The 23697-nt window shown below is 72.5% G+C and carries 21 protein-coding genes; 10 read left to right on the forward strand and 11 right to left on the reverse strand.

Translation table 11 applies throughout. The features are described 5' to 3' along the window. The first annotated feature begins 12 nt into the window (after nucleotides 1–12). Together AB0K10_RS27235 and AB0K10_RS27240 are read left to right on the forward strand one after the other, a co-directional pair. Nucleotides 13–909 carry a hypothetical protein gene (locus AB0K10_RS27235; RefSeq protein ID WP_363688036.1) on the forward strand — a complete coding sequence of 299 codons (897 nt, stop codon included), beginning with the start codon at nucleotides 13–15 and terminating at the stop codon, nucleotides 907–909. A gap of 99 nt (nucleotides 910–1008) precedes the next feature. Then, nucleotides 1009–2754 (forward strand): DEAD/DEAH box helicase, encoded by a 1746-nt coding sequence (locus AB0K10_RS27240; protein WP_363688038.1) that lies wholly within the window; start codon nucleotides 1009–1011, stop codon nucleotides 2752–2754. 48 nt (nucleotides 2755–2802) lie between these two features. Here the strand turns inward: AB0K10_RS27240 and AB0K10_RS27245 are convergent, their stop codons facing one another. The 5 genes from AB0K10_RS27245 to AB0K10_RS27265 form a co-directional block, all read right to left on the reverse strand. After that, nucleotides 2803–3207, reverse strand: a complete 405-nt coding sequence (locus AB0K10_RS27245; protein WP_363688040.1) for a DoxX family protein — start codon at nucleotides 3205–3207, stop codon at nucleotides 2803–2805. 132 nt (nucleotides 3208–3339) lie between these two features. Next, on the reverse strand, nucleotides 3340–5670 hold the full coding sequence (lon, locus tag AB0K10_RS27250; RefSeq protein ID WP_363688042.1) for an endopeptidase La: 2331 nt from the start codon (nucleotides 5668–5670) through the stop codon (nucleotides 3340–3342). A gap of 38 nt (nucleotides 5671–5708) precedes the next feature. Continuing rightward, entirely contained in the window at nucleotides 5709–5966 is a 258-nt protein-coding gene (locus AB0K10_RS27255) for a hypothetical protein (RefSeq protein ID WP_363688044.1), read from the reverse strand. Next, nucleotides 5963–6796 (reverse strand): manganese catalase family protein, encoded by an 834-nt coding sequence (locus AB0K10_RS27260; protein ID WP_363688046.1) that lies wholly within the window; start codon nucleotides 6794–6796, stop codon nucleotides 5963–5965. Before AB0K10_RS27260 ends, AB0K10_RS27255 begins: the two co-directional genes overlap by 4 nt. An 84-nt stretch (nucleotides 6797–6880) precedes the next feature. After that, nucleotides 6881–7612 (reverse strand): HAMP domain-containing sensor histidine kinase, encoded by a 732-nt coding sequence (locus AB0K10_RS27265; protein ID WP_363688048.1) that lies wholly within the window; start codon nucleotides 7610–7612, stop codon nucleotides 6881–6883. Nucleotides 7613–7709: 97 nt separating this feature from the next. Here AB0K10_RS27265 and AB0K10_RS27270 point away from each other — a divergent pair, with 97 nt between their 5' ends. Continuing rightward, complete coding sequence (locus tag AB0K10_RS27270; RefSeq protein ID WP_363688050.1) at nucleotides 7710–8318, forward strand: response regulator transcription factor; 609 nt, start codon at nucleotides 7710–7712, stop codon at nucleotides 8316–8318. A gap of 157 nt (nucleotides 8319–8475) precedes the next feature. After that, nucleotides 8476–8823 (forward strand): Lsr2 family protein, encoded by a 348-nt coding sequence (locus tag AB0K10_RS27275; protein ID WP_363688052.1) that lies wholly within the window; start codon nucleotides 8476–8478, stop codon nucleotides 8821–8823. A gap of 109 nt (nucleotides 8824–8932) precedes the next feature. Here AB0K10_RS27275 and AB0K10_RS27280 read toward each other — a convergent pair whose 3' ends face one another. The 4 genes from AB0K10_RS27280 to AB0K10_RS27295 form a co-directional block, all read right to left on the reverse strand. Further along, complete coding sequence (locus AB0K10_RS27280; protein ID WP_363688054.1) at nucleotides 8933–10219, reverse strand: hypothetical protein; 1287 nt, start codon at nucleotides 10217–10219, stop codon at nucleotides 8933–8935. 289 nt (nucleotides 10220–10508) lie between these two features. Then, on the reverse strand, nucleotides 10509–11387 hold the full coding sequence (locus AB0K10_RS27285) for a hypothetical protein (protein ID WP_363688056.1): 879 nt from the start codon (nucleotides 11385–11387) through the stop codon (nucleotides 10509–10511). 107 nt (nucleotides 11388–11494) lie between these two features. Next, nucleotides 11495–13114 (reverse strand): Ig-like domain-containing protein, encoded by a 1620-nt coding sequence (locus AB0K10_RS27290; RefSeq protein WP_363688058.1) that lies wholly within the window; start codon nucleotides 13112–13114, stop codon nucleotides 11495–11497. 103 nt (nucleotides 13115–13217) lie between these two features. Next, nucleotides 13218–14084 carry a phytanoyl-CoA dioxygenase family protein gene (locus AB0K10_RS27295; RefSeq protein ID WP_363688060.1) on the reverse strand — a complete coding sequence of 289 codons (867 nt, stop codon included), beginning with the start codon at nucleotides 14082–14084 and terminating at the stop codon, nucleotides 13218–13220. A gap of 186 nt (nucleotides 14085–14270) precedes the next feature. On the opposite strand from AB0K10_RS27295, the gene AB0K10_RS27300 reads away from it, so the two are divergent. From AB0K10_RS27300 to AB0K10_RS27310, 3 genes are all read left to right on the forward strand, one after another. Continuing rightward, complete coding sequence (locus AB0K10_RS27300) at nucleotides 14271–15350, forward strand: DUF6286 domain-containing Asp23/Gls24 family envelope stress response protein (protein ID WP_363688062.1); 1080 nt, start codon at nucleotides 14271–14273, stop codon at nucleotides 15348–15350. Beyond that, nucleotides 15347–15907, forward strand: coding sequence for a hypothetical protein (locus AB0K10_RS27305; protein ID WP_363688064.1), 561 nt, complete (start codon nucleotides 15347–15349; stop codon nucleotides 15905–15907). The genes AB0K10_RS27300 and AB0K10_RS27305 overlap by 4 nt, the downstream gene beginning before the upstream one ends. A gap of 147 nt (nucleotides 15908–16054) precedes the next feature. Further along, a complete protein-coding gene (locus AB0K10_RS27310; RefSeq protein ID WP_363688066.1) occupies nucleotides 16055–16447 on the forward strand; it encodes an FKBP-type peptidyl-prolyl cis-trans isomerase in 393 nt (130 codons plus the stop codon). A gap of 59 nt (nucleotides 16448–16506) precedes the next feature. Here the strand turns inward: AB0K10_RS27310 and AB0K10_RS27315 are convergent, their stop codons facing one another. Further along, nucleotides 16507–16923, reverse strand: coding sequence for an STAS domain-containing protein (locus AB0K10_RS27315; RefSeq protein WP_363688068.1), 417 nt, complete (start codon nucleotides 16921–16923; stop codon nucleotides 16507–16509). Between the two features lie 194 nt (nucleotides 16924–17117). Here AB0K10_RS27315 and AB0K10_RS27320 point away from each other — a divergent pair, with 194 nt between their 5' ends. Next, nucleotides 17118–18134 (forward strand): SMP-30/gluconolactonase/LRE family protein, encoded by a 1017-nt coding sequence (locus tag AB0K10_RS27320; protein ID WP_363688070.1) that lies wholly within the window; start codon nucleotides 17118–17120, stop codon nucleotides 18132–18134. Nucleotides 18135–18300: 166 nt separating this feature from the next. On the opposite strand, the gene AB0K10_RS27325 is transcribed toward AB0K10_RS27320, so the two are convergent. After that, the gene (locus tag AB0K10_RS27325) at nucleotides 18301–19569 is read right to left on the reverse strand and encodes an Ig-like domain-containing protein (RefSeq protein WP_363688072.1); all 1269 of its coding nucleotides are present in this window, start codon (nucleotides 19567–19569) and stop codon (nucleotides 18301–18303) included. A 922-nt stretch (nucleotides 19570–20491) separates the two neighbouring features. On the opposite strand from AB0K10_RS27325, the gene AB0K10_RS27330 reads away from it, so the two are divergent. Further along, nucleotides 20492–21460, forward strand: a complete 969-nt coding sequence (locus AB0K10_RS27330; protein WP_363688074.1) for a sugar phosphate isomerase/epimerase — start codon at nucleotides 20492–20494, stop codon at nucleotides 21458–21460. Nucleotides 21461–21481: 21 nt separating this feature from the next. Beyond that, nucleotides 21482–23587 (forward strand): PQQ-dependent sugar dehydrogenase, encoded by a 2106-nt coding sequence (locus AB0K10_RS27335; RefSeq protein WP_363688076.1) that lies wholly within the window; start codon nucleotides 21482–21484, stop codon nucleotides 23585–23587. The last annotated feature ends 110 nt before the right edge of the window (nucleotides 23588–23697 follow it).

Below are 23697 nucleotides of genomic sequence, written 5' to 3' on the forward strand. Positions count from 1 at the left end.
AGGGTCAACGGCATGGAGAAGACACGGATGTACGCGGACACCGCAATCCCCGTACGGCAGCCCGGGTCGCTGCCCACCGCGCAGCCGGCACCCTCCGACGCGGCGCCCGCCCACGGCGCCCGGCGGCTGCTGTGGCATCTCGCCGAGATGGCGCTGGCGATGGTCGCCGGGATGGTGCTGCTCGGGCCGCTCTGGGAGATGGCCGGCACGGCCCTGGGCGTTGCCGGCGCACTGGCCCGGCCGGAGGTGGCCGCCCTGGTGATGGCCACGAACATGACCGTCGGGATGACTGTGTGGATGCGCTACCGGGCGCACCACTGGCGCGGGGTCGGCGAGATGGCCGCCGCGATGTACGTACCGTTCCTGCTGCTGCTCGTACCGTTTGGGGCCGGTCTGCTGGACGGCGACGCCGTGCTGCTCGGCGGTCATCTGCTGATGGTGCCGGCCATGGTGCTGGTGGTGCTGCGCCACCGGCACGAACCACCAGCGGTGATACACCGACACCCGGCAGTGGTGGCGCTCGCCCGCCGCTGGCCGGCCGGACTCGCGCTGCTGCTGACCGCGGACCTGTGGGTCGACCCGATGGTGCTCAGCCCGTGGACGATGCTGGTGCTGCCCGGCGGGTACCTGCTGATCGGCGTGGCCCGGCGGACGCTGCGCGGGCCGGGCGTGCTCGCCACCCAGCTCGCCGGCCTGGTCGCCTGGTTGACCGTGACGCTTGTCGCGGTCGCGGCCGGCGGGCGGACTGCCGCGTGGCTGGTGGCGTTCGGGTGGCTGGTGCACGCCGGGTGGGACCTGGTCAACCACCGCACCGGCCGGGTGGTGCCGCGCGGGTACGCCGAGTTCTGCGGCGTGCTCGACACCGCCCTCGGCGGGATGATGATCCTGGCGATCCTGACCACCACCTGACCCGCCGAGCCGCCCGCCGACAAGATCCGCGGGCGGCCGGGGGGCGCTCTTGTGCCGGTCGGCGCAGCGGCCCCGACGGCGTGATGAAAGGCTTGACCCATGAGTTCCGCACCTGCACAGCACGACGCACCGACCGACGCACCGATCGACGCCGCCCCCGCCGACGTCGAAGAGGTGTACGCCTTCACCGAGCTCGGGCTGCGTCCCGAGCTGCTGGGCGCGCTGTCCGCCCTCGGCTACGAGGAGCCCACCCCGATCCAGAGGGAGGCCATCCCGCCGCTGCTCGACGGCCGGGATCTGCTGGGTCAGGCGGCCACCGGCACCGGCAAGACGGCGGCGTTCGCGCTGCCACTGCTGAACCGGATGTCGGCGCACCGCGACGGCGGGGACCCGGTGGCGCTGGTGCTGGTGCCGACGCGGGAGCTGGCGGTGCAGGTGTCCGAGGCGTTCCACCGCTACGGCAAGGACCTGGGCGCGCGGGTGCTGCCGATCTACGGTGGGCAGCCGATCGGGCGGCAGTTGCGGGCACTGGACAGCGGCGTCGACGTGGTGGTGGCCACCCCGGGGCGGGCCCTCGACCACATCGCCCGGGGCACCCTGCGCCTCGGTGGCCTGGCCACGGTGGTGCTCGACGAGGCCGACGAGATGCTCGACATGGGCTTCGCCGAGGACATCGAGGCGATCCTGGAGCACGCTCCCGCAGAGCGTCAGACGGTGCTCTTCTCGGCCACCATGCCGTCGCGCATCGACGGGATGGCCCGCCAGCACCTGCGCGAGCCGGTCCGGATCGAGATCGGCCGGGAGCAGACGGTCGCGGGCGAGGCGCCCCGGGTGCGGCAGAGCGCGTACATCGTGACGCGCGCGCACAAGCCGGCCGCGCTGGGCCGCGTCCTCGACGTGGAGTCGCCCACGGCGGCGATCGTGTTCTGCCGCAGCCGCGAGGAGGTGGACCGGCTGACCGAGACGATGAACGGCCGGGGCTACCGCTCCGAGGCGCTGCACGGCGGCATGAGCCAGGAGCAGCGCGACCGGGTGATGGGCCGGCTGCGGGCGGGCACCGCCGACCTGTTGGTGGCCACCGACGTGGCGGCCCGCGGGCTCGACGTCGAGCAGCTCACCCACGTGGTCAACTACGACGTGCCGTCGGCGCCGGAGTCGTACGTGCACCGGATCGGTCGGGTGGGCCGGGCCGGCCGGGAGGGCGTGGCGATCACCCTCGCCGAGCCGCGCGAGCACCGGATGCTCAAGACCATCGAGCGGGTCACCGGTCAGCGGATCACCATCGACAAGATCCCGACCGTGGCCGACATGCGGACCCGCCGGCTGGAGCTGACCCAGGCGGCGCTGCGGGAGAGCCTGCTGGAGGACGACCTCGACCCGTTCCGGGTGATCGTGGAGACGCTCACCGACGAGTTCGACCTGATGGAGGTCGCGCTCGCCGCGGTGAAGCTGGCGCACGAGGTGACGTCCCCGGGCTCGGACGACGAGGAGGAGATCCCGCAGGCGCCGGTGCGCGGCCCGCGCGAGGGCCGGCCGGAGGCCGGCGGCCGGGGCGGCGACCGGAGGGGCGGGGGTCGGCCCCGTTCGGGTGGCGGCAACACCGTCCAGGTCTTCGTCGGGCTGGGTCGGCGCGCGGGGGTCCGCCCGCAGGACCTGGTCGGCGCCATCACCGGCGAGACGGGGATCCGCGGCCGGGACATCGGCTCGATCGAGATCGCCGACCGCTTCTCCCTGGTGGAGGTGCCGCAGGGGGTGGCCGACGAGGTGATCTCCGGGCTGCGTTCCAGCACCATCAAGGGCCGCAAGGCCACGGTCCGTCGCGACCGCGGCGGCGAGGGGCGCTGAGCGCGCCGCCGGCGACCGCCGGGGTACGACGGTCGCCGGCGCGTCAGCTCAGAAGGAGTACGGCCCGAAGCGGCCCCAGGCGACCACCGCGGCGAGGACCAGCAGCACCGCGCAGGTGATCGCGCCCTGGAGCTCCGTACGACGCTCGGCCTCCGTGTCGCGCTTCTTCCTGTCGCGCAGGTGCACCAGGATGGCGCCGATCATGACGATGACCAGCCCGACGGCGGCCAGCGGAGTGAGCACTGTGGCGATGCCGGTCAGCGCGGGCAGCACGAGCCCGACGGCGGCCAGCACCTCGACCGCGCCGAGGGCCTTGACCTGCGACGGCGGGACCGGATCGACCCAGGCCATCCGGTCGCGCAGCTTCTCCTTGGGCTGGGTCAGCTTGGCCAGGCCTGCGCCGACGAAGAGGACGGCGAGCAGGATCTGGATGATCCAGAGCACCAGGTTCACGGGGGTTACCTCCGGGGGCACCGCCTCGCGGCGGAGAGGTGGTTGAGGGTTCCCGGGGACTGTAGCCCCTCATGCGCGAACATCAATGACCCCCGCCGTCGGAGGACGGCGGGGGTCACTGGGCTCGGAACGTCAGACCGTGAAGAGCGCCGGTCCGTCGAGCGCCTGGACGTCGGCCGGGCGCAGCGCCAGGGCGAGCACGTCGGCCACGTCGGCCAGGGTGTGCACGGTCAGCGCCTCGCGCACCTCGGTCGGCAGGTCGTCCAGGTCCGGCTCGTTGCGCGCCGGGATGATCACCTCGGTGAGGCCGGCCCGGTGCGCGGCGAGCAGCTTCTGCTTCACCCCACCGATCGGCAGCACCCGACCGGAGAGCGTCACCTCACCTGTCATCCCGAACTCCGGGCGGACCGGGCGGCCGGTGACAAGCGACGCCAGGGCCGTCACCATGGTGATGCCGGCGCTGGGACCGTCCTTGGGCACCGCGCCCGCCGGGACGTGCAGGTGGATCCGGCGTCCCGCCAGGGCGTTCGGGTCGATGCCGAGCCGACGCCCGTTGGAGCGCAGGTACGACAGCGCGATGTGCGCCGACTCCTTCATCACGTCGCCGAGCTGGCCGGTCAGGGTCAGGCCCGGCTCGCCCTCCATGCTCGTCGCCTCGATGAAGAGCACGTCCCCACCGGCGCCGGTGACGGCGAGGCCGGTGGCCACGCCGGGTACCGCGGTGCGCTCGGCCGACTCCGGGGTGAACTTCGGCCGCCCCAGGTAGCCGGTGAGGTTGTCGGTGTCGACGCGTACCGGCGACGGGTCGGTCGCCAGCGTCACCGCCACCTTGCGCAGGATCTTGGCGAGACCCCGTTCGAGCTGCCGGACACCGGCCTCCCGGGTGTACTCCCCCGCGATCAGCGCCAACGCCTCGTCGGCGATCTCCACCTCGTCGGCGGTCAGACCGGCCCGCTCCCGCTGCCGGGGCAGCAGGTGGTCGCGGGCGATGGCGACCTTCTCGTCCTCGGTGTAGCCGTCCAGGGTGACCAGCTCCATCCGGTCCAGCAGCGGGCCGGGGATGGACTCCACCACGTTGGCGGTGGCCAGGAACAGCACGTCGGACAGGTCCAGGTCGACCTCCAGGTAGTGATCCCGGAAGGTGTGGTTCTGCGCCGGGTCGAGCACCTCCAGCAGGGCGGCGGCCGGGTCGCCTGCGTAACCGGCGGCCAGCTTGTCCACCTCGTCGAGGAGCACGACCGGGTTCATCGAACCGGCCTCACGCAGCGCGCGCACGATCCGACCGGGCAGCGCGCCCACGTAGGTGCGCCGGTGCCCGCGGATCTCCGCCTCGTCGCGGACGCCGCCGAGCGACACCCGGACGAAGTTGCGCCCGAGCGCCCGAGCCACCGACTCGCCCAGGCTGGTCTTGCCGACCCCGGGAGGGCCGGCGAGAGCCAGCACCGCGCCGGAGCCGCGACCGCCGACCACGCCGAGGTTGCGCTCGGCCCGGCGGTTGCGCACGGCCAGGTACTCCAGGATGCGGTCCTTCACGTCGGCCAGGCCGGCGTGGTCGGCGTCGAGCACCGCCCGGGCCGCGGCCAGGTCGGTGTTGTCCTGGGTACGCGTACCCCACGGCATTTCCAGCACGGTGTCCAGCCAGGTGCGGATCCAGCCCGCCTCCGGGGAGGCGTCACTGGCCCGCTCCAGCTTGCCGACCTCACGCATCGCCGCCTCGCGGACCTTGTCCGGCAGGTCGGCGCTCTCCACCCGGGAGCGGTAGTCGGCCGAGCCGTCCGGCTCGTCCTCGCCCAACTCCTTGCGGATCGCGGCGAGCTGCTGGCGCAGCAGGAACTCCCGCTGCGACTTCTCCAGGCCCTCGCGGACGTCGCTGTTGATCTGCTCGGTGACCTCCTGCTCGGCCAGGTGGTCCTTCACCCAGCCGACCAGCAGCTCCAGCCGGGCGGTGACGTCCGGCGCGGCGAGCAGCTCGGTCTTCTGCTCCAGGGTCAACCAGGGCGCGTAGCCGGCCGAGTCGGCCAGCTCGGACAGGTCGGTCATCCGCTCCACCGCGTCGATGACCTGCCAGGCGCCCCGCTGCTGGAGCACGGAGGTCACCAGGGCGCGGTACTCGCGGGCAAGTTCCCGGGCCTTGCCGGCGGGAGCGGGTTCGTCGAGTTCGGTCGCCTCGACCCAGAGGGCCGCGCCGGGGCCGGGCACGCCGGAGCCGATCCGCGCCCGGGACAGGCCACGGACCACGGCGGCGGGCTCACCGTCGGGCAGCCGGCCGACCTTCTCGATGGTGGCGACCACGCCGACCGGGCCGTACTCGCCGTCGATGCGCGGCACGGCCAGCAGCTTGCGGTCGCCGGTCGTCCGTGCCGCGTCGATGGCGGCCTGGGTGGTCGGGTCGAGGGTCACCGGGATGACCATGCCGGGCAGCAGCACGGCGTCGGTCAGGGGAAGTACCGGAAGAGTTGCCATCGAACACCTGCTATCGCGTTGAGTTGAGCGTGTCTCACTCAAGTAACAAAGCGTTCCCCTTGTTCCGAGGTGTGACCCAGACCACTGCTCGACGCGGCACGGCGGGCCGGCAGCAGCAGGTCCCGGACCGCCCGGCCGCCGCCGGCCAGCGCCACGGCGACGGGAATGGCCAGGCCGGTCAGCGCCAGGGCGAGCACCACCCGGGCGGGCAGGCCGACGCCGACGGCGAGCGCGGTCAGCACCGTGCAGACCACCAGCTTCACCCGGGTACGCGACAGGCTCCCGACCGTGTTCACGACGCGGCCGCGTTCGTGCCGTAGAGGCGCGGGTCACCCGGCGGCAGCACCGGCTCGGGGGCGTTCGCGCGCGGGTTGTCGTCGTAGCGGAACTCCCCCTTGCCGTCCGGCGCCGGCCCGGACGCCCAGCGTCCCTGCGCGGCGTCCGTGCCGGAGGAGAAGCCCAGGTACGTGTAGCCGAACTCGTCGGTGAACTCCCCGGAGTCCGGGAAGGCGTCCGGCACCGGCATGTCCTCCAGGCCGTCCTCCCTGAGCTGTTCGATGGCGGCCAGCCACATGTTCTGGTGCATCGTGTCGCGGGCCAGCAGGAAGCGCAGCATCTGCTTGACGCCGGGGTCGTCGGTCATGTGGAACAGCCGGGAGACCTGTAGGCGACCCTGCGCCTCGGCGGTCACATTGAGCTGGAAGTCGGCCAGCAGGTTGCCGCTGGCGGTGATGAACGCCCCGCTCCACGGCACCCCGTTGCTGTCGGCGGGCAGCGCCCCGGCGCCGCCGTGGATGAAGTGCGCCGGGTTCGACCCGGCGTAGACCGCCCCACCCCCCGGGTTGTCCGCGATGGCCTCCGACAGCGACAGCGGGGCGTTGTCCAGCAGGCGGGTGATCATCGTGACGATCATCTCGACGTGGCCGACCTCCTCGGTGCCGACGTCGAGCAGCAGATCCTTGTACTTGCCGGGCAGGCGGCAGTTCCACCCCTGGAACAGATACTGGTTGGCGACTGTCATCTCGCCCCACTTGCCGCCCAGCACCTCCTGCAGGCGGCGAGCGAACGCGGCGTCCGGAGCGTCCGGCTTGGCCTCGAACTGCAGGTCCTTGACGTGGCTGAACATTCGACCTCCTCGGTGCCGGAAAGCTGACACCGAGGCGATTCCCATCCCGCTGACCCGGCCGGGCCAACCCGCGTCCCAATGGGGTCAACGCAGCGGGTGGACCGCCGGCAGCAGCACCTCCAGCGCCACGCCCCGGGGCCGCAGCCGGTGCGCGCGCAGCACTCCCCCGTCGACTGCCACCAGGTGTCGCACGATCCACAGCCCCAGCCCGGACATCCCGACCGCCGGCGCCGGACGGCGTAGCGCCACCAGCAGCGCGTCGTCCACCCGCCCCTCGTCGGTGACCACGATGCTCAGACCGGGCCCGCGCTGCGCCGCGTAGATGCCGACGTGCCCGCCGGCCGGCCCGTGCCGCAGCGCGTTCTCCACGAGGTTCACCACCACCTGCCGGGTCCGACCGGCCGGCACCGGCCAGGAAACCGCCCGTCGGGTGGCGCGGGCCCGTCGCCGACCCGCCGGCACCAGCGCGGCGACCTCCCGCAGGATCCCCGCGAGCGGCACGGTGGCCTCCGGTGCGGCCGTCGGCGCCAGCACGCCGACGCCGGCGGTCGCGTTCCGCAGCAGGCCCTGCAGATGGGCGGCCTGGTCGCGGGCCAGTTCGGTGATCGCCCGCCGGTCCGCGCCGGTAAGCGTCCGGCGCTCATCGGCCAGCGCCCGGGTCAACGAGGTCAGAGCGCTGACCGGGGTACGGAACTCGTGGCACAACACCCGCAGCAGCAGGTCCGGGTCGACACCCGCCGGCGATTCGGCCCCCGCTTCCGGTCCGGTCCGGCGCAACCCTCGCAACAAGCCCTGCCAGCCATCGCGTGCCCGCATGCATCCGACTCCCCCCGTTCGGTGCGTACCGCATGATCGGTACCCGCTGGGGAACGGCGCAGACATGCCGGACGCACCCACCCTCAGACTCGCTGTCGTGGACGACCACCCCCTCTTCGTCCGCGGCCTCGAGCTGCTGCTTCCGGTGACCACCGACGGACGCGCCGAGGTGGTCGGCTCGACCGGCGACGCCGCCGCGGCCGCCGCCCTGGTCAGCCGCTGTCACCCCGACCTGGCGCTTGTCGACCTGCACATGCCACCACCCGGCGGGATCCGCGCGGTGGCAGCCATCCGGCGGACCAGTCCACGCGTACGGGTGGTCGCCATGTCCGGTTCCACCGACCCGGCACCGGCGCTGGAGGCGTTGCGGGCCGGCGCCGAGGGGTTCCTGCCGAAGACCAGCGAACCGGAGGAGCTGCTGCCCCCGTTGCTTGCCATCCTCGACGGCTGGGCGGTGCTGCCCGCGGAGTTACTGCGCGCCCTGCTGGGCCCCTCCCGCGCCGCGTCTGTCGACCTGGACGCCGAGGAGCGTCGCCTGCTGCGGGCGATCGCCGCCGGCCGCAGCACCGTCGACGTCGCCGAGGAACTGCACGTGTCGGAACGGACCGTGAAACGGATGACCGCCGCGCTGCTGCGCAAGCTGCGGGTTTCCAACCGCGCGGAGGCGGCGGCCATCGCCGGACACGCCGGCCTGCTTACCGATTGACGCGGCCCCCGAGGCCCGCGATTCCGCGGCGGTTCCCGGTTTTGTACGCCATGCAATCGCGACGCGCCGAAATGAATGGGACGCGTATTGTTGCGGATTACCGGGTTGATAGGTCAGACTTTGGACACATCCCGCCACCTACAGGGAGTAATCGGCAATGGCGAGAAAAGTAATCACGGTGCTGACCGACGACCTCGACGGCGGGAAGGCCGACCGGACGGTCGAGTTCAGTCTCGACGGCGTGGCCTACACGATCGACGTCTCGGACGAGAATGCCGGTGTCCTGCGGAAGGCGCTGGACCCGTACATCAATGCGGGTCGGCGGATCGGTCGGGGTCCGGTGGAGAACACGCGGACAGTTCGGCGGCCGGGGCGACCCAGCGGCGCCGGAATGGACCGCGAGCAGAACCGGGCGATCCGGGAATGGGCCGTCAAGAACGGCTACAAGATTTCCGAGCGGGGCCGGATCCCGGTCGAGGTCGTCGAGGCGTACAAGAGTCGCTGACACGCGGCACACAGTGACGGGGTCCCGCCGGAAACGGTGGGACCCCGTCGCTGTGTGCGCGGCCGGCCAGCCGGGGCTGTTCGCCCTGACTGGCCGGCCGACTGTCGAATCAGTTCACGTTGATGCGGATCGAGTCGAAGGCAGGGGTCTGGTTCGCCCGCTCCATCATCGGCAGGCGGTGCGAGCCGTCACCGGCCCAGACCGAGCACTGCGCCGTACCCGACTCCGGCAGGCCCGGAATCTGGATGGTCACCTCGTCCGGCTGGGCGCCACCGCGGCCGTCCTCGGTGGCGACGAAGAACGCCGGCACCTCCTGCGGCTCCGGCGGCGCGGTCAGGCTGTCCAGCATCCGGCAGGCGGTGTGGAAGTGACCCCGGACCAGGCCCTGGGCGTTGAGCAGCGAGCTCTCCACGTAGTACCCGCCCTGACCGGCCGCGAGGAAGCGGTCACGAACCAGGTTGCGGGTGCTGACCCGCAGGGTGAAGGGCTGGTTGCGACCGACCTGCTGCGGGAACTGGGTGATCAGCAGCGACGGGTTGTTGGCGGCGGCGCCGACCTCACCGAACTCGGTGCTCACGCACCGGTTGCCCTTCTGGAATCCGTCGTGCGCCTCCAACTTGCTCTCGTCGCAGTCGTTGGCCAGCACGCCCAGTCCCGCGCCGGGAGCGGTGCCGCCATTGTTTCCGCCGCTGTTGCCACCACCGTTGTTTCCGCCACCGGTGTTCCCACCGTTGTTGTTGCCACCGCCGGTGTTCCCACCGTTGTTGTTCCCGCCCCCGTTGTTGTTACCGGTGGGCTGCACCTGACACTCGGCGAGCTGCGCCAAACCCTGCGGGCGCGGACCGACCCGGTCGATAGCCGTCGTGATCCGGTCCAGCACCGCCTTACGCTTGCCGGCCAGCGGCTGCAGGATCGCATTGCGGATGAATGCGGCGCCCTTGTTGCCCTCGGCGGCCAACCGGCGATCGGCCTCGGCGATCTGGGTCTGCAACTGCGCGAGATTACGGTCGACCTCGGCTCGCGCCCGATCCGGCACCTGCGGCAGCTTGGCAGCCACATCGGGACAGGCGACGGCCGAGCCGGTGCCCACCGTGCCGTCCTTGCCGTCCTCGCACTCCGCCACCGACTCCTGACCGTCACCCCAGTGGTTGCGCACCCAGCGGCCGTTCTGCCAGGTACGGCTGGTCGAGGCGCCGCTCGGCGCGGTCGAGCCCGGGCTCGGCTCCACGCACTGGCCGGCGACCGGTCGAGGCTTGTTCGTCCGCCGGTCCTGGGCCGACGAGATCTGGGTGACGGCGACTACTCCGCCGAAGACCACGAGCGTGCCGACAACGGCCAGCAGACGCTTGCTCCGCGCGATGCCGGGTGACCGGCGCGCCCGAGTGGACCTGCGCATCGAATTGCTCTCCTTCTCGATCCGGTAGTGGATTCCTGCCCTCGGCGGACCGACGGATAGATGGCACGCCACGGCGGCGACCACCGCGACCTACCCGGTAACGTGTCGATGGCCGACGATGCCCTTTCCGCACCGTCTCCCGCGTCCGGTCGACGCGGTTGGGGAGATCCTCTTCGTTCGCGCAGGAGTACGGGACGGCGGCGGGGAAGGTTCAACAGGCGCACAGAAAATTGCTCCGCCCCCGAGCGGATCGGGTGCGGAGCAGGGTTTCAGCAGGGAAAGCGGCGGGTCAGTCCGCGCAGAGGTGGTCGAACGCGAAACCGCCCACCAGCTCGTCGCGGCGGCGGCTCAGCGCCACGATCTCCGTGGTGAGGTCCGCGCGCGCCAACAGGTCCGGGCCGTCCGGTCGCGCGGCGCGCAGCCGCTCACCCACCGCGACGGTCGCCAGGTCCTCGGCCAGCCGGGCCGCGTCGACGCCGCAGGAGAAGCGCTGCGCGGTCACCGAGACCCGCTCGACGAGGCACGCGTCCGGGCGCACCTGAACCCAGCTCCAGCCCTGCGCCGGGCCCCCGGCCCAGTGCACGTGCAGCCCGCGCACGATCGGGTCGGCGAGCTGCCCGGCCACGTACGCCTCCACCGCCGCCGCACGGGTCAGCGCGCCGAGGTCGTTCACCGGGCCGGTCCGGCCATCGGGAAGCCGCCCGAGGATGTCGCGGAAGCCCACCGGGGCGGGCTCGTCGTCACCGCCCGCCACGGCGGCGCCCGCCACGTACGCCCGCGCGTCGAGCACGTACTCCACCAGGCGCCGGCCGTGTTCGGCGGCCCGCAGCGTCGGTGACCCGATGCGCAGCACGGGCAGCCCGACGGCGGCGCTCACGGCGTCGGTGAGGCGCTCCGCGCGCTGCTCGGCCGACCCGGCGGGCGGGATCGGGCCGATCGCCACGGCGACGACGGGCCGTCCGGTGTCGGTGGCGCAGACCACGAGGTCGAACGCAGTCCGGCTGGCCGAACCCCACTGACTGCCCGTGACGCCGGGCGGCCGCCCCTGCACCAGCTCGCTGAGCCGGCGCGTCCCGTACACCAGGTGGCCGGCGCGGTCGAACAGTGCGTCGCGTCCACCGTCGGCGGGCATCGCCCGCAGCCAGCCAGGGTCGTCGCTGCTCGTCATCTGCCTGATCCATCCGCCGCTCGGTCGAACCGCGTGGAGTCTAGGCGGTCGATCACCCGTTCCGGCGGACCGGCCCGGCCGGCTGCCGCAGCGCCGTCCCCGGCGCGCTAACGGCAGACGGCCGTGACGACGACGGGCGCCTGCGGCAGGGTCGGCGGGTGGCACCTACCCGGCGCTGCCGGCCGCCAGGCCGCCGCGACGTTGTGCACCGAATCCTCCGGCCGGTACGCGGCCCACCGGGACAGGTCGTTGCCGCTGTCCAGACCAGCGGCGAGCAGCACCCCGGCGGAACCGCTGCGGACCGCGGCCAACAGCAGCCGCATGCCGACCACCGGATAGCCGAGCGCCGAGCAGGCCTCGTCACCCTCGCGCCAGCACGTCCAGGCGAGGGTCGGATCCGCGATCACCCGGTCCGGGTACGGTGCCGTGAACAGGTCGTACACCACCGTCTCGGTGCCGAGAGTCCGACCGACGCTCTCCCAGAAGTCGACGGCGTACGTGGCGTCGGGCATCGGCTTCGCGCAGACGGCACGTTCGTCCCGGCAGGTCGCCCCCGGCCCGGTGTAGCGGCCGTGGCTCCAGGCGAGCCCGACGATGGGCGTGATGCCGGCGGCCGTCAAGCGTTGCGTGTACGCGACGATCTCCTGCCGGTACGGCTCACCGCCGTAGCGGGGGTCCACGTACGACAGGCCGAGCCAGCAGGCCTCGTTGAGCGGGATGTACGCCGCCTGGACGCCGCGTGCGGCGAGCGCGGCGACGGCGGCGTCGTCGACCGGGCCGGCCCAGATGCCGCGCCCCTGCACGCAGCGGGCCTCCGCACCGGAGCGGACGAGCGGCGTCAAGGGTCGGGGGGCTGCCGCGTCGATGATCGGGGAAATGCCCCAGAGTTGGTCGCGCACCACGCTGACGTACGGCGCCTGCCGCTCCTCGCCCGGTGTCAGCACGCGCACGAACGGGGCCGCGAGGGCGCTCCGCGTCGCGCCCTGGTCGTCGTACACCTGGGCGAACACGTTGTAGGAGCCGGCCGGCAGGTCACGCCACTCGGCGGTGTACGGCGCGGTCGTGTCGATGCCGAGCGGAATGGTGTCCTGCCCGAAGCCCGAGCCGAAGAACTCGACGCGGGTGATCCGCCGGCCCGGGGCCGCAGTGGCGGCGGCTTCCACGGTGATGGTGGCCGGGGCGAAGAAGTGGTCACCGTCTTCCGGCCTCGTGATCTGGACGGACGGTCGGTTCGGGTCGGGGGTGGGGCTGGGCGACCCGCTCGGCTTCGGGCTCGGCGAGACCGGCGGCGGGCTCGACGGGGGCGTCGGCGTGGGCCTGGGCAGCGCTGTCGTGCAGGTGACGCCGTTGAGCGTGAACGTCTCTGGAGGATCGCGCCGGACCCCGTGCGTCATGAGGTACGAAAAGGACACCTGTTGGTCCGCCGGCAACGCGGCGCCGGGCAGGTTGCGGATCGTGACCTGATCGCCGTGCTGTTCCCAGCGCACGCCGTCGACGTTCTTGATCTGCTCGGTCGGGTAGCGCAGCGAGAAGGTCAGTGCCCACTCCGTGAGTGACCGGCCGACGCTCAGCACCGTGAGGTCGCCGCGCGACATCGACGGGTACTGGTAGCGGACCTGGAGCTGGGCCGCACACCCGCTGGCCGCGGACGCCGGAAGGACCACGGCGAAAGCACCCGAGGTGACGGCGAGCGCGGCGATGGCCAGACAGCCGACACGATTCTTCACCAACGACCCCCGTCATCGACGCTTATCGCTGGATACTCGCCCCGATCAACTCCGGAAGTCAAGGCCGGCGGGCCGGCCTCCGGCAAGGGCCGCCCATGGTTTTCTATTCCGCGGCGCCCATCACCAGGCCCTCGATGGTGTGCTTCTGCCGGATCGGCTCCAGCCGGTCCACCACCGGGCAGGGCAGATGCTCCCGGACGGCAGGGGACAGCCGTTCCCAGTACGCCCGGGTGACGGCCATGTCGTGGTGGGCGGCGTTGCCCGCTCCGGGCGCGTCGACGCCGAGCACCAGGACCGGGCGGGCCGAGGAGGAGTTGTTCGGGGTGCCGCGGTGGACGGTCAGCGCCGACCGGGCCGAGATGTCACCGCGCTGCGGATACTTGCGCACCGCCCGCTGCTGGTAGCGGGGGTAGCGCTCCCGGGGCGGGAACATCCCGTGGTCGAAGTCGGCCCCGTCGTCCCACTGGGTGCCCGGGGCGATCTCGAACGGCCCCATCTCCTCCACCGTGTCGACGGTGGTCAGGTTGAACGCCAGCGAGGTGAGCCGCCGCTGCCGCCGGGTCGCCACGGGCATCGGGAAGTCCCGGTGCCAGGGCTGCATCGCGGCGCCGGGAAACGGGGTGTCGAAGCCCAATTCGACGATCTCGTACTCGTCGCCGAGGACCGCCCGGCAGACCGACACCACCCACGGATGGGTGACCAGCTCGACGAAACCGGTCAGCTGCTCCGGATGGATCTCCACGTACCACCGCTGCGGGCCGCGTCCGACCGCGCCGTCGGGTCGCGAGCGCGCCTCCTCGAACGCGGTGGCCACGTCCCTGCCGACCTGGTCCACCCAGGCCCGGTCGAAGGCGCCCCGACAGGCCGTGATGCCGTCTCGGTAGAGGTCGCCGAGCGCCTCGACCGGAACGTCGCCGTCGGCCGCGGGATGCGTGGCGGGTGCCGCTGACTGTGCCGGGGATACGCGCATCGGGGGGCCTCCTCGGGCGGACGACGCATGTCTTACAACGTTGTAGAAGCGTGCCAAGGGTCGGCGAACGACGCCAGCGCCCGAGGGGCACCTGTGACCTGGATCACATGCGCCTCGTGTTCCAGGACACCCGACGAGGTGTATCCAGCGAGGTCGCCCGCAACGGACCGGCAGGGAGGTCAGAGCATGTCGCGTCAGCAGTTCGGCACCCGCGCCGCGAGCGGGCCGGCGCCTCGCCGACCCCGGACGCAGAGCCCGCGCCAGCCGCGCCCGGCCGGTGATCCGACCATTCGCCGCCGACCCAACCCGACGCGAGCGGGACGACACCACCGACTTCCCCCGCGACCCGCCGCCACCCGTTCCACAGCGAGCGCCGACCCGACCGGCGGCGGGGGATCGCGTCCCGCCGAGACGCGGACGGTGGGCGACAGCGGCGCGGCGGTGGAGGTCGGGCGGATCGCTACCGACGCGGCCAGTCGGGTGCCGGGCGTGTCCGACGTCCGTCCGACCACCGTTCGCGTGGGCGACCGGTCCGTGGGCCTCGACCTGCACCTCACCATCGAGTACGGCCACCGCGTGCCCGTCGTCGCCGACGCGGTCCGCCGGACGGTCGCCGAGCAGGTGTTCGCCGACACCGGGCGCCCGGTGGCCGCGGTGACGATCACCGTGCAAGACCTGGCGATGCCCGGCTCCGACGACGACACCGCGCCGCGCCCCCCGGCCGTACGCCCCGAGCTGACCACGGCGACCGCCAACCGGGTGGCCACCGCGCTGCTGGCCCTCGTCCTGCTCGCCGGTGGCGTCCTGCTGGCCGCGCAGGCGCTGCTGGTCACGCTGGGCCGCCCGACAGCGCTGCTCATCCGCCCCGGCTGGTACGACACGCTGACCTCCACCCGGTGGCACGATCCGGGCGTGCAGTCAGCGGCCGGCGTCGCCGTCCTGCTGGGTCTGGTCGTCCTGGCCGCCCAACTGCGCCGATGGACGCCGGTCCGACTGCGCGTGGACGAGCGCGACGGCTGGCACCTGCACCGACGGTGCGTGGAACGCCGGCTGACCGACGCGGCGGACACCGTGCCCGGCGTACGCGGAACCCGGGTGCGGATCCGACGCCACGGCGACCGCTGGCGGCCCCGGTTGCGCGCCGCCGGCGACCCGGCGGCCCGAGCCGAGGTCGAGTTCGCCGTGCGCCAGGAGCTGCGTCAGCTCGCCTCGCCACGCGCCGAGCGCATCGAGATCCGACTGCTGCCCCGCAGGCGGCCGGCATGACCGATGCCGCGCACCGCCTGCTGTGGACGATCGTCGCGCTGCTGCTGGTGGCCGTCGGGGTGACGGCGCTGGCGACCGGCGCCGGCGCGCTGCCGGGTGGCCACTCCGACGCGGTCCTGCTGGGCGGCGGTTTGGCGGACGCGTGGCGGCTCGCGACGCCCTGGAGCACCCTGGCCGCGGCGGTCGCCGGGCTCCTGATCGCCGTCACCGGTCAGCGTCTGCTGCACCGGACGCTGCGCCGACCCGACCGCGCGCTGCGGGGCACGCTGAGCCGACCCGGACGACACAGCGGTCGCACCCGACTGGCCACCGAGGTCCTCGTACGCGCGCTGGAACGGGACCTGCTCCGCGTGCCCGGGGTGCACCGGGCCCGGGTGGTGCTCACCGGCACGCCACCGCGCCCCGACGTGTGGATCCGGGTGGACCTGACCGGCGACGCCCGCGCCGCCGGAGTCCGCGAGCACGTCCACGACGCGGTCCGCCGGTTCGCCACGACGGCCGGCTGCCAACCGGCACACCTCGACGTGACAGCCCGGATCGAGCCGGTCCACCGGTGACGCCCGCCGCGACCCGCCGGTCCCGCCCATCGGTGGTCCGGTGGTCGTGTCGGGGCAGGTGGCGGGTCCGCCGCACATCGGTGACGCGCTATCCGGCAGGATCGACGGTGACCGGACACATCACCCAACACGGCAGGAGATCCCCGCATGAACCAGGCAGCAGGCGCCCGATCGGGCAAGCCCGAGGTGGGTCCGATCGAGGGTGCGCCGCCGGCCGACCTCGTGACCGAGGACATCACCGTGGGCGACGGCCCGCAGGCCGAGCCGGGCCAGTTGGTAAGCGTGCACTACGTCGGCGTGTCGCACTCCACCGGCGGCGAGTTCGACTCGTCCTGGAACCGGGGCGAGGCGTTCGAGTTCCCGCTCGGCGGCGGTCAGGTCATCGCCGGCTGGGACCAGGGCGTGGCCGGGATGCGCGTCGGCGGCCGCCGCCGCCTCACCATTCCGCCGCACCTGGGGTACGGCGACCGCGGCGCCGGCGGCGTCATCAAGCCGGGCGAGACGCTGGTCTTCGTCGTCGACCTGCTCGGCGTGCGCTGATCGACCGTGGCGGGGGCCGTTCGGCTCGATGCCGGGCGGCCCCTGGCGCGCGGTCGGCCTCAGGCGGCGAGCGCCAGGCCGCCGGCAGCGGCCGGCGGGCTGGCCTCGACCAGGTCGACAGGCACCGGGCGACGAGCCGCCTCGACCACCCGGGCGGGCTCGAGGATCGGCATCACCCGGTGCAGGCCGGTGGCGCGCAGCACCCGGGCAACCACCGGGGTGGGATCGACCACGACCAGCTCGCCGCCCCGGGCCCGGACGCGCAGATGCGCGGCGAGCAAGGCGCGCACCCCGGCCGCGGAGAGCAGGCGCAACCCGGACAGCTCCAACTGCACGACCGGCCGCGCGGGCGCGGACCACAGGGCGGACCGGAACACGGCGACGGTGGCGATGTCGACCTCGCCGGCCACCCGCACCTGGACCACCGTGTCACCCACGCTGACCTGCACGTCGATCCGGTCGCTGCGCTCTCCCATGACGTGAAATCTAGCCCCCACCACCGACAGTTTCGCCCCTCCGCGGAGTGATTCCGGGTACGCCCAGGGTCATCCCCCGAGGTGCCCCTCATCCCCCTAGGGGTGGAGGCCAGGGGCCTCGCGGTCGACCGAACGGCCCGGCCGCGTGTACGACGCTTCGGGTTCACCGGGCATCGGCGGTGGAGAATGAGCCGATGGTGATCCCCCGGCCTCGGCCGCCACGGCTGATCCGGCCCGTCCGCGAACCGGCCACCGTTCCGCCTCCGTTCAGCGGCCCGTGGGCAGCCACGGACCGCCGGCTCGACCAGGTCGACCTCCTACCCCTCCCCGAGGGGGCCGTCGGGCCGGAGGACGTGCTGGTCGACGCGGGCGGGCGGGTCATCAGCGGCGACGAGGACGGCAACCTCTGGTGGTGGCCGGTCGACGCCCCGGCCGGCACCCGGCCCCGGCTGCTGGCCGAGACCGGTGGCCGGCCCCTCGGCATCGAGGCGGACACGTCCGGGGAGGCGCTCATCGTCTGCGACGCGTACCGGGGGTTGCTTCGGGTCACGCCGGACGGTGCGGTCCACGAGCTGACCGGGACGGCGCCGCCGGTGCACCTGGCCAACAACGCGACGGTCGCCCGCGACGGCACCGTCTACTTCACCGACTCGTCGGACCGCTTCCCGGTCTCGCACTGGAAGCGGGACCTGCTGGAGCACCGCCCCAACGGCCGCGTGCTGGCCCATCACCCGGGCACCGGACGCACCGAGGTGGTGACCGACGGGCTGTACTTTCCCAACGGGATCGCGCTGACCCCCGACGAGTCGGCGCTCATGCTTGTCGAAACCACCACCCACCGACTGCTCCGCGTGGAGTTGCGCGGCGGGATACGGGTGCTCGCCGACCTGCCCGCGTACCCGGACAATCTCTCCGCCGTGGGCGACGGGACGTACTGGATCGCCCTCCCCAGCCCCCGGGTGCCCATCGCCGAACGTCTGCTGCCGCACCCGCGGCTGCGCCAGCTCGCCGCGCTGCTGCCCGACGCGATGCAGCCGCAGCCGCGCCGCTACGGGCTGGTCGCGCTTGTCGACGGCGAGGGCGCGGTCCGTCGTACGCTGCACGGCCCGTCCGGCACCTACTCGATGATCACCGGGGTACGACAACACGGCGACCAGCTCTGGCTCGGCAGCCTCATCGGGCCCGGCGTGGCCCGCGTACCCCTGGCGTGAACGCCTGACGCCCACCCGGCGCGTGTCGGGCGGTGGCCGACCCCGACGCGGCCGGTTGCTTCCGCGGCGAACGGGCCGACCCACCGCGATGGTGGGTCGGCCCGTTGTTCGGTCTCTCGGCGCCCGACGCCTCGGTGTCCGGTGTCTTGGCGCCTGGCGCCTGGCGTCAGCGACCGCTGACCGAGGGCGCCGGCGCGGGTGACCCGCCGGCCACCGCGCCCGGGTGCGCCGGGGCGACCGGCGCGGGCTTGAGCCCGGACGGCACCGGCAGGGCGCTGCCCTTGACGAACTCGTCCCAACTCACGTTCCACGCCGTCCAGCCGTTGCCCGGTTGCAGGTCGACCTCGGTGCCCTTGACGGTGACCAGGTCACCGACCTGGGTCACCCCCATCAGCCAGTCCGCTGCGGTGGCGGAGACGTTCGCGCAGCCGTGCGAGGTGTTGGTGTAGCCCTGCTCGCCCTCCGACCAGGGGGCCGAGTGGATGAACTCACCACCCCACGTCAGCCGCTGGGCGTCATCGACGTCGACCACGTAGCCGCCGTTCGGCTCACCCCGGGTGTCGAAGGTGGTCCGCTCGTGCTTCTCCATGATCACCATCTTGCCGCTGGAACTGGGCGTGCTCGGCTTGCCCAGGCTCACCGGGATACGACGCACCTGCTTGCCGTCGCGCAGCACCGTCATCTGCTTCGTGGCGTTGTCGATCTCCAGGGAGACCTGTTTTCCGATCTTCGAGGTGGCGTTCCGCTCGGCATCCCCGACCAGGTTCTTACCGATCGGCAAGCCCTCCAGCCCGGCCCGGACACTGATCGTCGTACCCGGCCGCCAGAAATCGGGCGCCCGGTAATAGACCTGGCTTCCGTCGTCCAGCCATGACCAGGCGCCCGGCTGCGGCGGATTCGTCTTCACGAACAACCGCCGCTGCACATCCGCCCTGGCCTCTTTCGGAATTGCCGGGTCGAACGCCACGGTTACCGGCATCGCCGTGCCGTACGTCCGGTTGCCGACGAAATAGAGGGTGCTGGTGATCTGCGGCTTCGTGGACCTGGCCATCGTGGTGAAGGTGGTGGTCCGCGTCGTGGTCGCACCCGAGTCACCGGTCGCGGTCACCTCCGCGGTGTACGTACGCCGAGGTTGCAGCGGAGCGCTCGGCACCCAACCCGAGCCGTCCTCACGCGGTTCCGCCTTGACCTGCACACCCTTGTCGTCGGTGAGCCGGACAGCGGTGACCCGCCCGCCCTTGACCGTCGCGCCGACCTCGGCGCTGACCGGCACGTCGCGGGTCTTGTCCCCCGGTGTCACGCTGAGCTCCGGCGCCGCGGCGTGTCCCTTCGCCGGCCCGGCCGCCGAGTCCCGGTCGGCGGTGCACCCGACCAGCACGAGCGGTGCGGCTGCGATAGTTACCGCCAACAGCGTCAATCGCCGCCTAGACGTCATCTTCAGTCCCCCCGTTTTCGGCTTCCCTCTGCCACATTCTGTCGGCCCCGACAGGAGTATCCAGGGCATTCGGAAATAATCGGCGGCGCATTTATCGGCGCATTTTCCGACGCTGCGCCGTTGACGAGAAAAGCGCACTGGTGCCGCCTCTCGGTAGGCTCCGCACTCCGGCACGGCACCCGACCCGCAACGTCCCGTCCCACCCGAACCCCGCCACGCCCGCACCTATGGCCGCCGTTGCACGAGTTGCGCCCCCGCGCCCCGCGCCCCGCGCCCCGCGCCCCGCGCCCCGCGCCCCGCGCCCAAGATCGTCGCAACATCGGGGATGTTGCTGCCTCCGACGCGCGGGAGACAGCAACATCCCCGATGTTGCGGGGATCTCCGCGAGGACCGCCGCCCTCGGCCCGACCGGCGAACAGGGCGTCGGCACCCGCGGCCCCTCAAGGTCACGCTTGATCCTGGATGTAGTGGCCTCCCCGCCGCGCCGACACCACTACATCCTGGATCGGGCGCGATCACGGGCCCGCGCGGCGGACACGCGGGGATGCGGGCGTGCGCGGGACGTGGGATGCGGGCGCGTGGGCGCGGTCGCGCCGGGCGGGGGCGCGGGCGGCTGCCGCACCTGCTGGGAGGACTTTTGTCATTTGGAGCGAAACTTCTGCTCATCGAGGCCGAGCTTTGCCTTTGTCCAAAGGCAAGGGTAAGGTCGGCTTTCAGATAGAAGGTTGCCCATTCGTCGATCAGCCTGCCTGCCTCCCTTGCCGGGTCGGCCGCGGTCCCCCTGAGGGGCGCCGACCGCAGCCACGCGTCGTCCTCACCGTCCAGCCGGAGCGTTGCCTCCGGCCGGTTCGGCGCGCCCCGGCAACGGCAGCCGGTCGACAGTTGCCGACGGCACACCAGCCGTCAGGAAGGGACCACCACCATGGATCACCAGACCAACCGCTCGGCGCCGACAGCGACCTCCGAGGCGCTCAGTCGGCGCGGGCTGCTCCGGGCCGCGACCGTCTCGGCGGCCGCCGTTGGTGCCGCCGGGCTCCTCGCCGGCCCGGCCAACGCCGCGCCGGCCGGCGAGACGGCCGGTCAGTCCCACGGCCGACGCCGGGTGCCGGTGGACCGCATCAGCATCCAGCTCTACACGCTGCGCGACCAGCTCGCCGCCGATCTGCCGGGCACCCTGACCGCCCTGCGCCGCATCGGCTACCGGCGGGTGGAGCACGCCGGCTTCGTGGGGCGTACGGCCGCGGAGTTCCGGGCCGCACTGGACGCGGCCGGGCTGCGTGCCACCTCCGGGCACACCGCCATCCCACAGCCGTTCGACGCCGCGACCTGGGAACGCGCCCTCGCGGACGCCAACACGGTAGGCAGCAAGAAGATCGTCCACCCGTACTTCGGTCGGGACGCCGAGGGGCGTGCGTACCGGGACCCGGCCGTCTACCGTGCCCTGGCCCGGGATCTCAACCAGGCGGGCCGGTTGGCCGAGCGTGCCGGGCTCGATTTCGGCTACCACAACCACCAGCTGGAGTTCGTGCCGCTGACCGACGGCTCGACCGGCTTCGAGATCCTCACCGGCCAGACCGATCCCCGGCTGGTCCACTTCGAGCTCGACCTGTACTGGACCTGGCGAGGAGCCCACGACCCGGTCGACGTGATCCGGGCGAACCGTGGCCGGATCCGCCAGGTGCACGTCAAGGACCTGGACGTCGAGGGTGGCTTCGCGGACCTCGGCGAGGGCGTCATCGACTTCGGCCGGATCTTCGCCCACGAGCGGGAGGCGGGCATCGAGGAGTACATCGTGGAGCGCGACGACGCGGGCACAACGCCGCGCACTCCCGCCGACGCCCTGGACACCGCCCGTGTCGGCTTCGACTACCTCGCCGCACTGCGGTACTGACCACCCCCGGGGGATTACCTGATGATGAACAGGACCGCTTTCGCGTCCGCACTGCTCCTGGTGTCGGCCGGCCTGGTCGCGCCGACCACGACGGCAGCCGCCGCACCGGCGGCCGCGCCGCCGGACAGCAGCTTCCAGAAGGTGACGCTCAACGATTTTCCCGGCGAGCCGATGAGCCTCGCCGTCCTGCCCGACCTGCGGGTGCTGCACACCTCCCGCACCGGCCAGGTCCGCATCCACGACCCGCGCACCGGGCTGAACACCCTCGCCGCCGACATCGACGTGTACGAGCACGACGAGGAGGGGTTGCAGGGCGTCGCGATCGACCCGAACTTCGCGCAGAACAAGTGGGTCTACCTGTACTACTCGCCGCCGCTGGACACGCCCGTGGACGACCCGGCCACCCCCGGCGTCAACGAGGGTGACGCGCCGGAGACCGGCACCGAAGCCGACTGGCAGCGGTTCAAGGGTGCGCTGCGGCTGTCCCGGTTCAAGCTGGACGGGATGAAGCTCAACCTCGCCAGCGAGCAGCAGATCATCGACGTGCCGACCGACCGGGGCATCTGCTGCCACGTCGGCGGCCAGATCGACTTCGACAGTAAGGGCAACCTGTACCTGTCGACAGGTGACGACACCAACCCGTTCGCCTCCGACGGCTACGTGCCGATCGACGAGCGGGCCGACCGCAACCCGGCGTACGACGCCCAGCGCACCGCTGCCAACACCAACGACCTGCGCGGCAAGCTGCTGCGCATCAAGGTGAAGGCCGGTGGTGGCTACACGGTGCCGGCCGGCAACCTGTTCAAGCCGGGTACGGCGCAGACCCGCCCCGAGATCTACGCGATGGGGCTGCGCAACGCGTTCCGGTTCGCCGTCGACAGGCGTACCGACAACGTGTACCTGGGCGACTACTCCCCCGACGCCTCCACCGCGAACCCGGAGCGCGGGCCGGCCGGACACGGCCGGTGGATCCTCGTCGACAAACCGGCGAACTACGGCTGGCCGTACTGCGTGACGCCGACGATCGCCTACCGCGACCGCGACTTCGCCACCGGCGAGTCCGGCCCGAAGTTCAACTGCAAGCGCCCGGTCAACGACTCACCGCACAACACCGGCAAGCGCGTGCTGCCGCCGGTCGAGCAGCCGCAGGTGTGGTACGCGGCAGCCGCCTCGGCCGAGTTCCCGCAGCTGGGCACCGGCGGCATCGCCCCGATGGGCGGCCCGGCGTACGACTACGACGGGACCAGCACGTCGCGGACCCGGTGGCCGGCGTACTACGACGGGGTGCCGCTGTTCTACGAGTGGAGCCGGGACTACATCAAGGAGTTCCGCCTCGACTCCGACGGGGACGTGACCGACATCCGGCCGGTGGCGCCGTCGCTGGTGGTGGACAACCCGATGGACATGGAGTTCGGGCCGGACGGCGCGCTCTACGTGCTGGAGTACGGGGACGGCTACTTCGCCGAGAACCCGGACGCCCAGCTGTCCCGGATCGACTTCGTCCGGGGCAACCGGACGCCGATCCCGAAGGTCAGCGGTACGCCGACCGTCGGGCAGGCCCCGCTCACCGTCGCGTTCTCCAGCGCCGGCACCACCGACCCGGACGGTGACAGGCTGAGCTACGCGTGGGACTTCGACGCGGACGGCTCGGTGGACAGCACCGACCCCAACCCGACCTGGACGTTCCAGGAGAACGGCTCGTACACGCCGACGTTGAAGGTGACCGACCGCACCGGACGGTCCGCCTCGGCGACCCTGCCGCTGCTTGTCGGCCCGACCGCGCCGGTCATCGAGTTCGTCGCCCCGGTGGCCGGGCAGCCCTTCCAGTTCGGGCAGACGGTCGCGTACGAGGTGAAGGTCACCGACGACCTGCCGGTGGACTGCTCCCGGGTGACTGTCACCTACGTGCTCGGGCACGACGAGCACGGGCACCCGCTCTCCACGGCGACCGGTTGCTCCGGGACGATCCCCACCTTCGTGGACGGTGGGCACAGCGGCGCGGACAATCTGACCGCGGTCTTCGTCGCCGAGTACACCGACGCGCCCACCGAGCCGGGTGTGCCGCCGCAGTCCGCCTCGGCCACGGTCGTGCTGGACCCGACCCCGGTGGCCGGCCTGGCCGGCTGACCGCACACCGGCCTGGCCGGCTGATCCACATGCCGGCCTGGCCGGCTGACCCCACGGCACGATGAGCGGCGGCGACCGGAGAGCATCCGGCCGCCGCCGCTTCGCGTTCC

This window comes from Micromonospora sp. NPDC049274 (assembly GCF_040678875.1).
Lineage (GTDB): Bacteria > Actinomycetota > Actinomycetes > Mycobacteriales > Micromonosporaceae > Micromonospora.

Bases quoted from the DNA above. Each gene is read 5' to 3' on its own strand.
- lon (WP_363688042.1), bottom strand. From the start codon at position 5,670: ATGGCAACTCTTCCGGTACTTCCCCTGACCGACGCCGTGCTGCTGCCC.
- AB0K10_RS27330 (WP_363688074.1), top strand. From the start codon at position 20,492: ATGGATCACCAGACCAACCGCTCGGCGCCGACAGCGACCTCCGAGGCG.
- AB0K10_RS27265 (WP_363688048.1), bottom strand. From the start codon at position 7,612: ATGCGGGCACGCGATGGCTGGCAGGGCTTGTTGCGAGGGTTGCGCCGG.
- AB0K10_RS27295 (WP_363688060.1), bottom strand. From the start codon at position 14,084: ATGCGCGTATCCCCGGCACAGTCAGCGGCACCCGCCACGCATCCCGCG.
- AB0K10_RS27315 (WP_363688068.1), bottom strand. From the start codon at position 16,923: ATGGGAGAGCGCAGCGACCGGATCGACGTGCAGGTCAGCGTGGGTGAC.
- AB0K10_RS27320 (WP_363688070.1), top strand. From the start codon at position 17,118: ATGGTGATCCCCCGGCCTCGGCCGCCACGGCTGATCCGGCCCGTCCGC.
- AB0K10_RS27280 (WP_363688054.1), bottom strand. From the start codon at position 10,219: ATGCGCAGGTCCACTCGGGCGCGCCGGTCACCCGGCATCGCGCGGAGC.
- AB0K10_RS27300 (WP_363688062.1), top strand. From the start codon at position 14,271: ATGTCGCGTCAGCAGTTCGGCACCCGCGCCGCGAGCGGGCCGGCGCCT.
- AB0K10_RS27240 (WP_363688038.1), top strand. From the start codon at position 1,009: ATGAGTTCCGCACCTGCACAGCACGACGCACCGACCGACGCACCGATC.
- AB0K10_RS27235 (WP_363688036.1), top strand. From the start codon at position 13: ATGGAGAAGACACGGATGTACGCGGACACCGCAATCCCCGTACGGCAG.
- AB0K10_RS27285 (WP_363688056.1), bottom strand. From the start codon at position 11,387: ATGACGAGCAGCGACGACCCTGGCTGGCTGCGGGCGATGCCCGCCGAC.
- AB0K10_RS27275 (WP_363688052.1), top strand. From the start codon at position 8,476: ATGGCGAGAAAAGTAATCACGGTGCTGACCGACGACCTCGACGGCGGG.
- AB0K10_RS27260 (WP_363688046.1), bottom strand. From the start codon at position 6,796: ATGTTCAGCCACGTCAAGGACCTGCAGTTCGAGGCCAAGCCGGACGCT.
- AB0K10_RS27310 (WP_363688066.1), top strand. From the start codon at position 16,055: ATGAACCAGGCAGCAGGCGCCCGATCGGGCAAGCCCGAGGTGGGTCCG.
- AB0K10_RS27305 (WP_363688064.1), top strand. From the start codon at position 15,347: ATGACCGATGCCGCGCACCGCCTGCTGTGGACGATCGTCGCGCTGCTG.
- AB0K10_RS27335 (WP_363688076.1), top strand. From the start codon at position 21,482: ATGATGAACAGGACCGCTTTCGCGTCCGCACTGCTCCTGGTGTCGGCC.
- AB0K10_RS27325 (WP_363688072.1), bottom strand. From the start codon at position 19,569: ATGACGTCTAGGCGGCGATTGACGCTGTTGGCGGTAACTATCGCAGCC.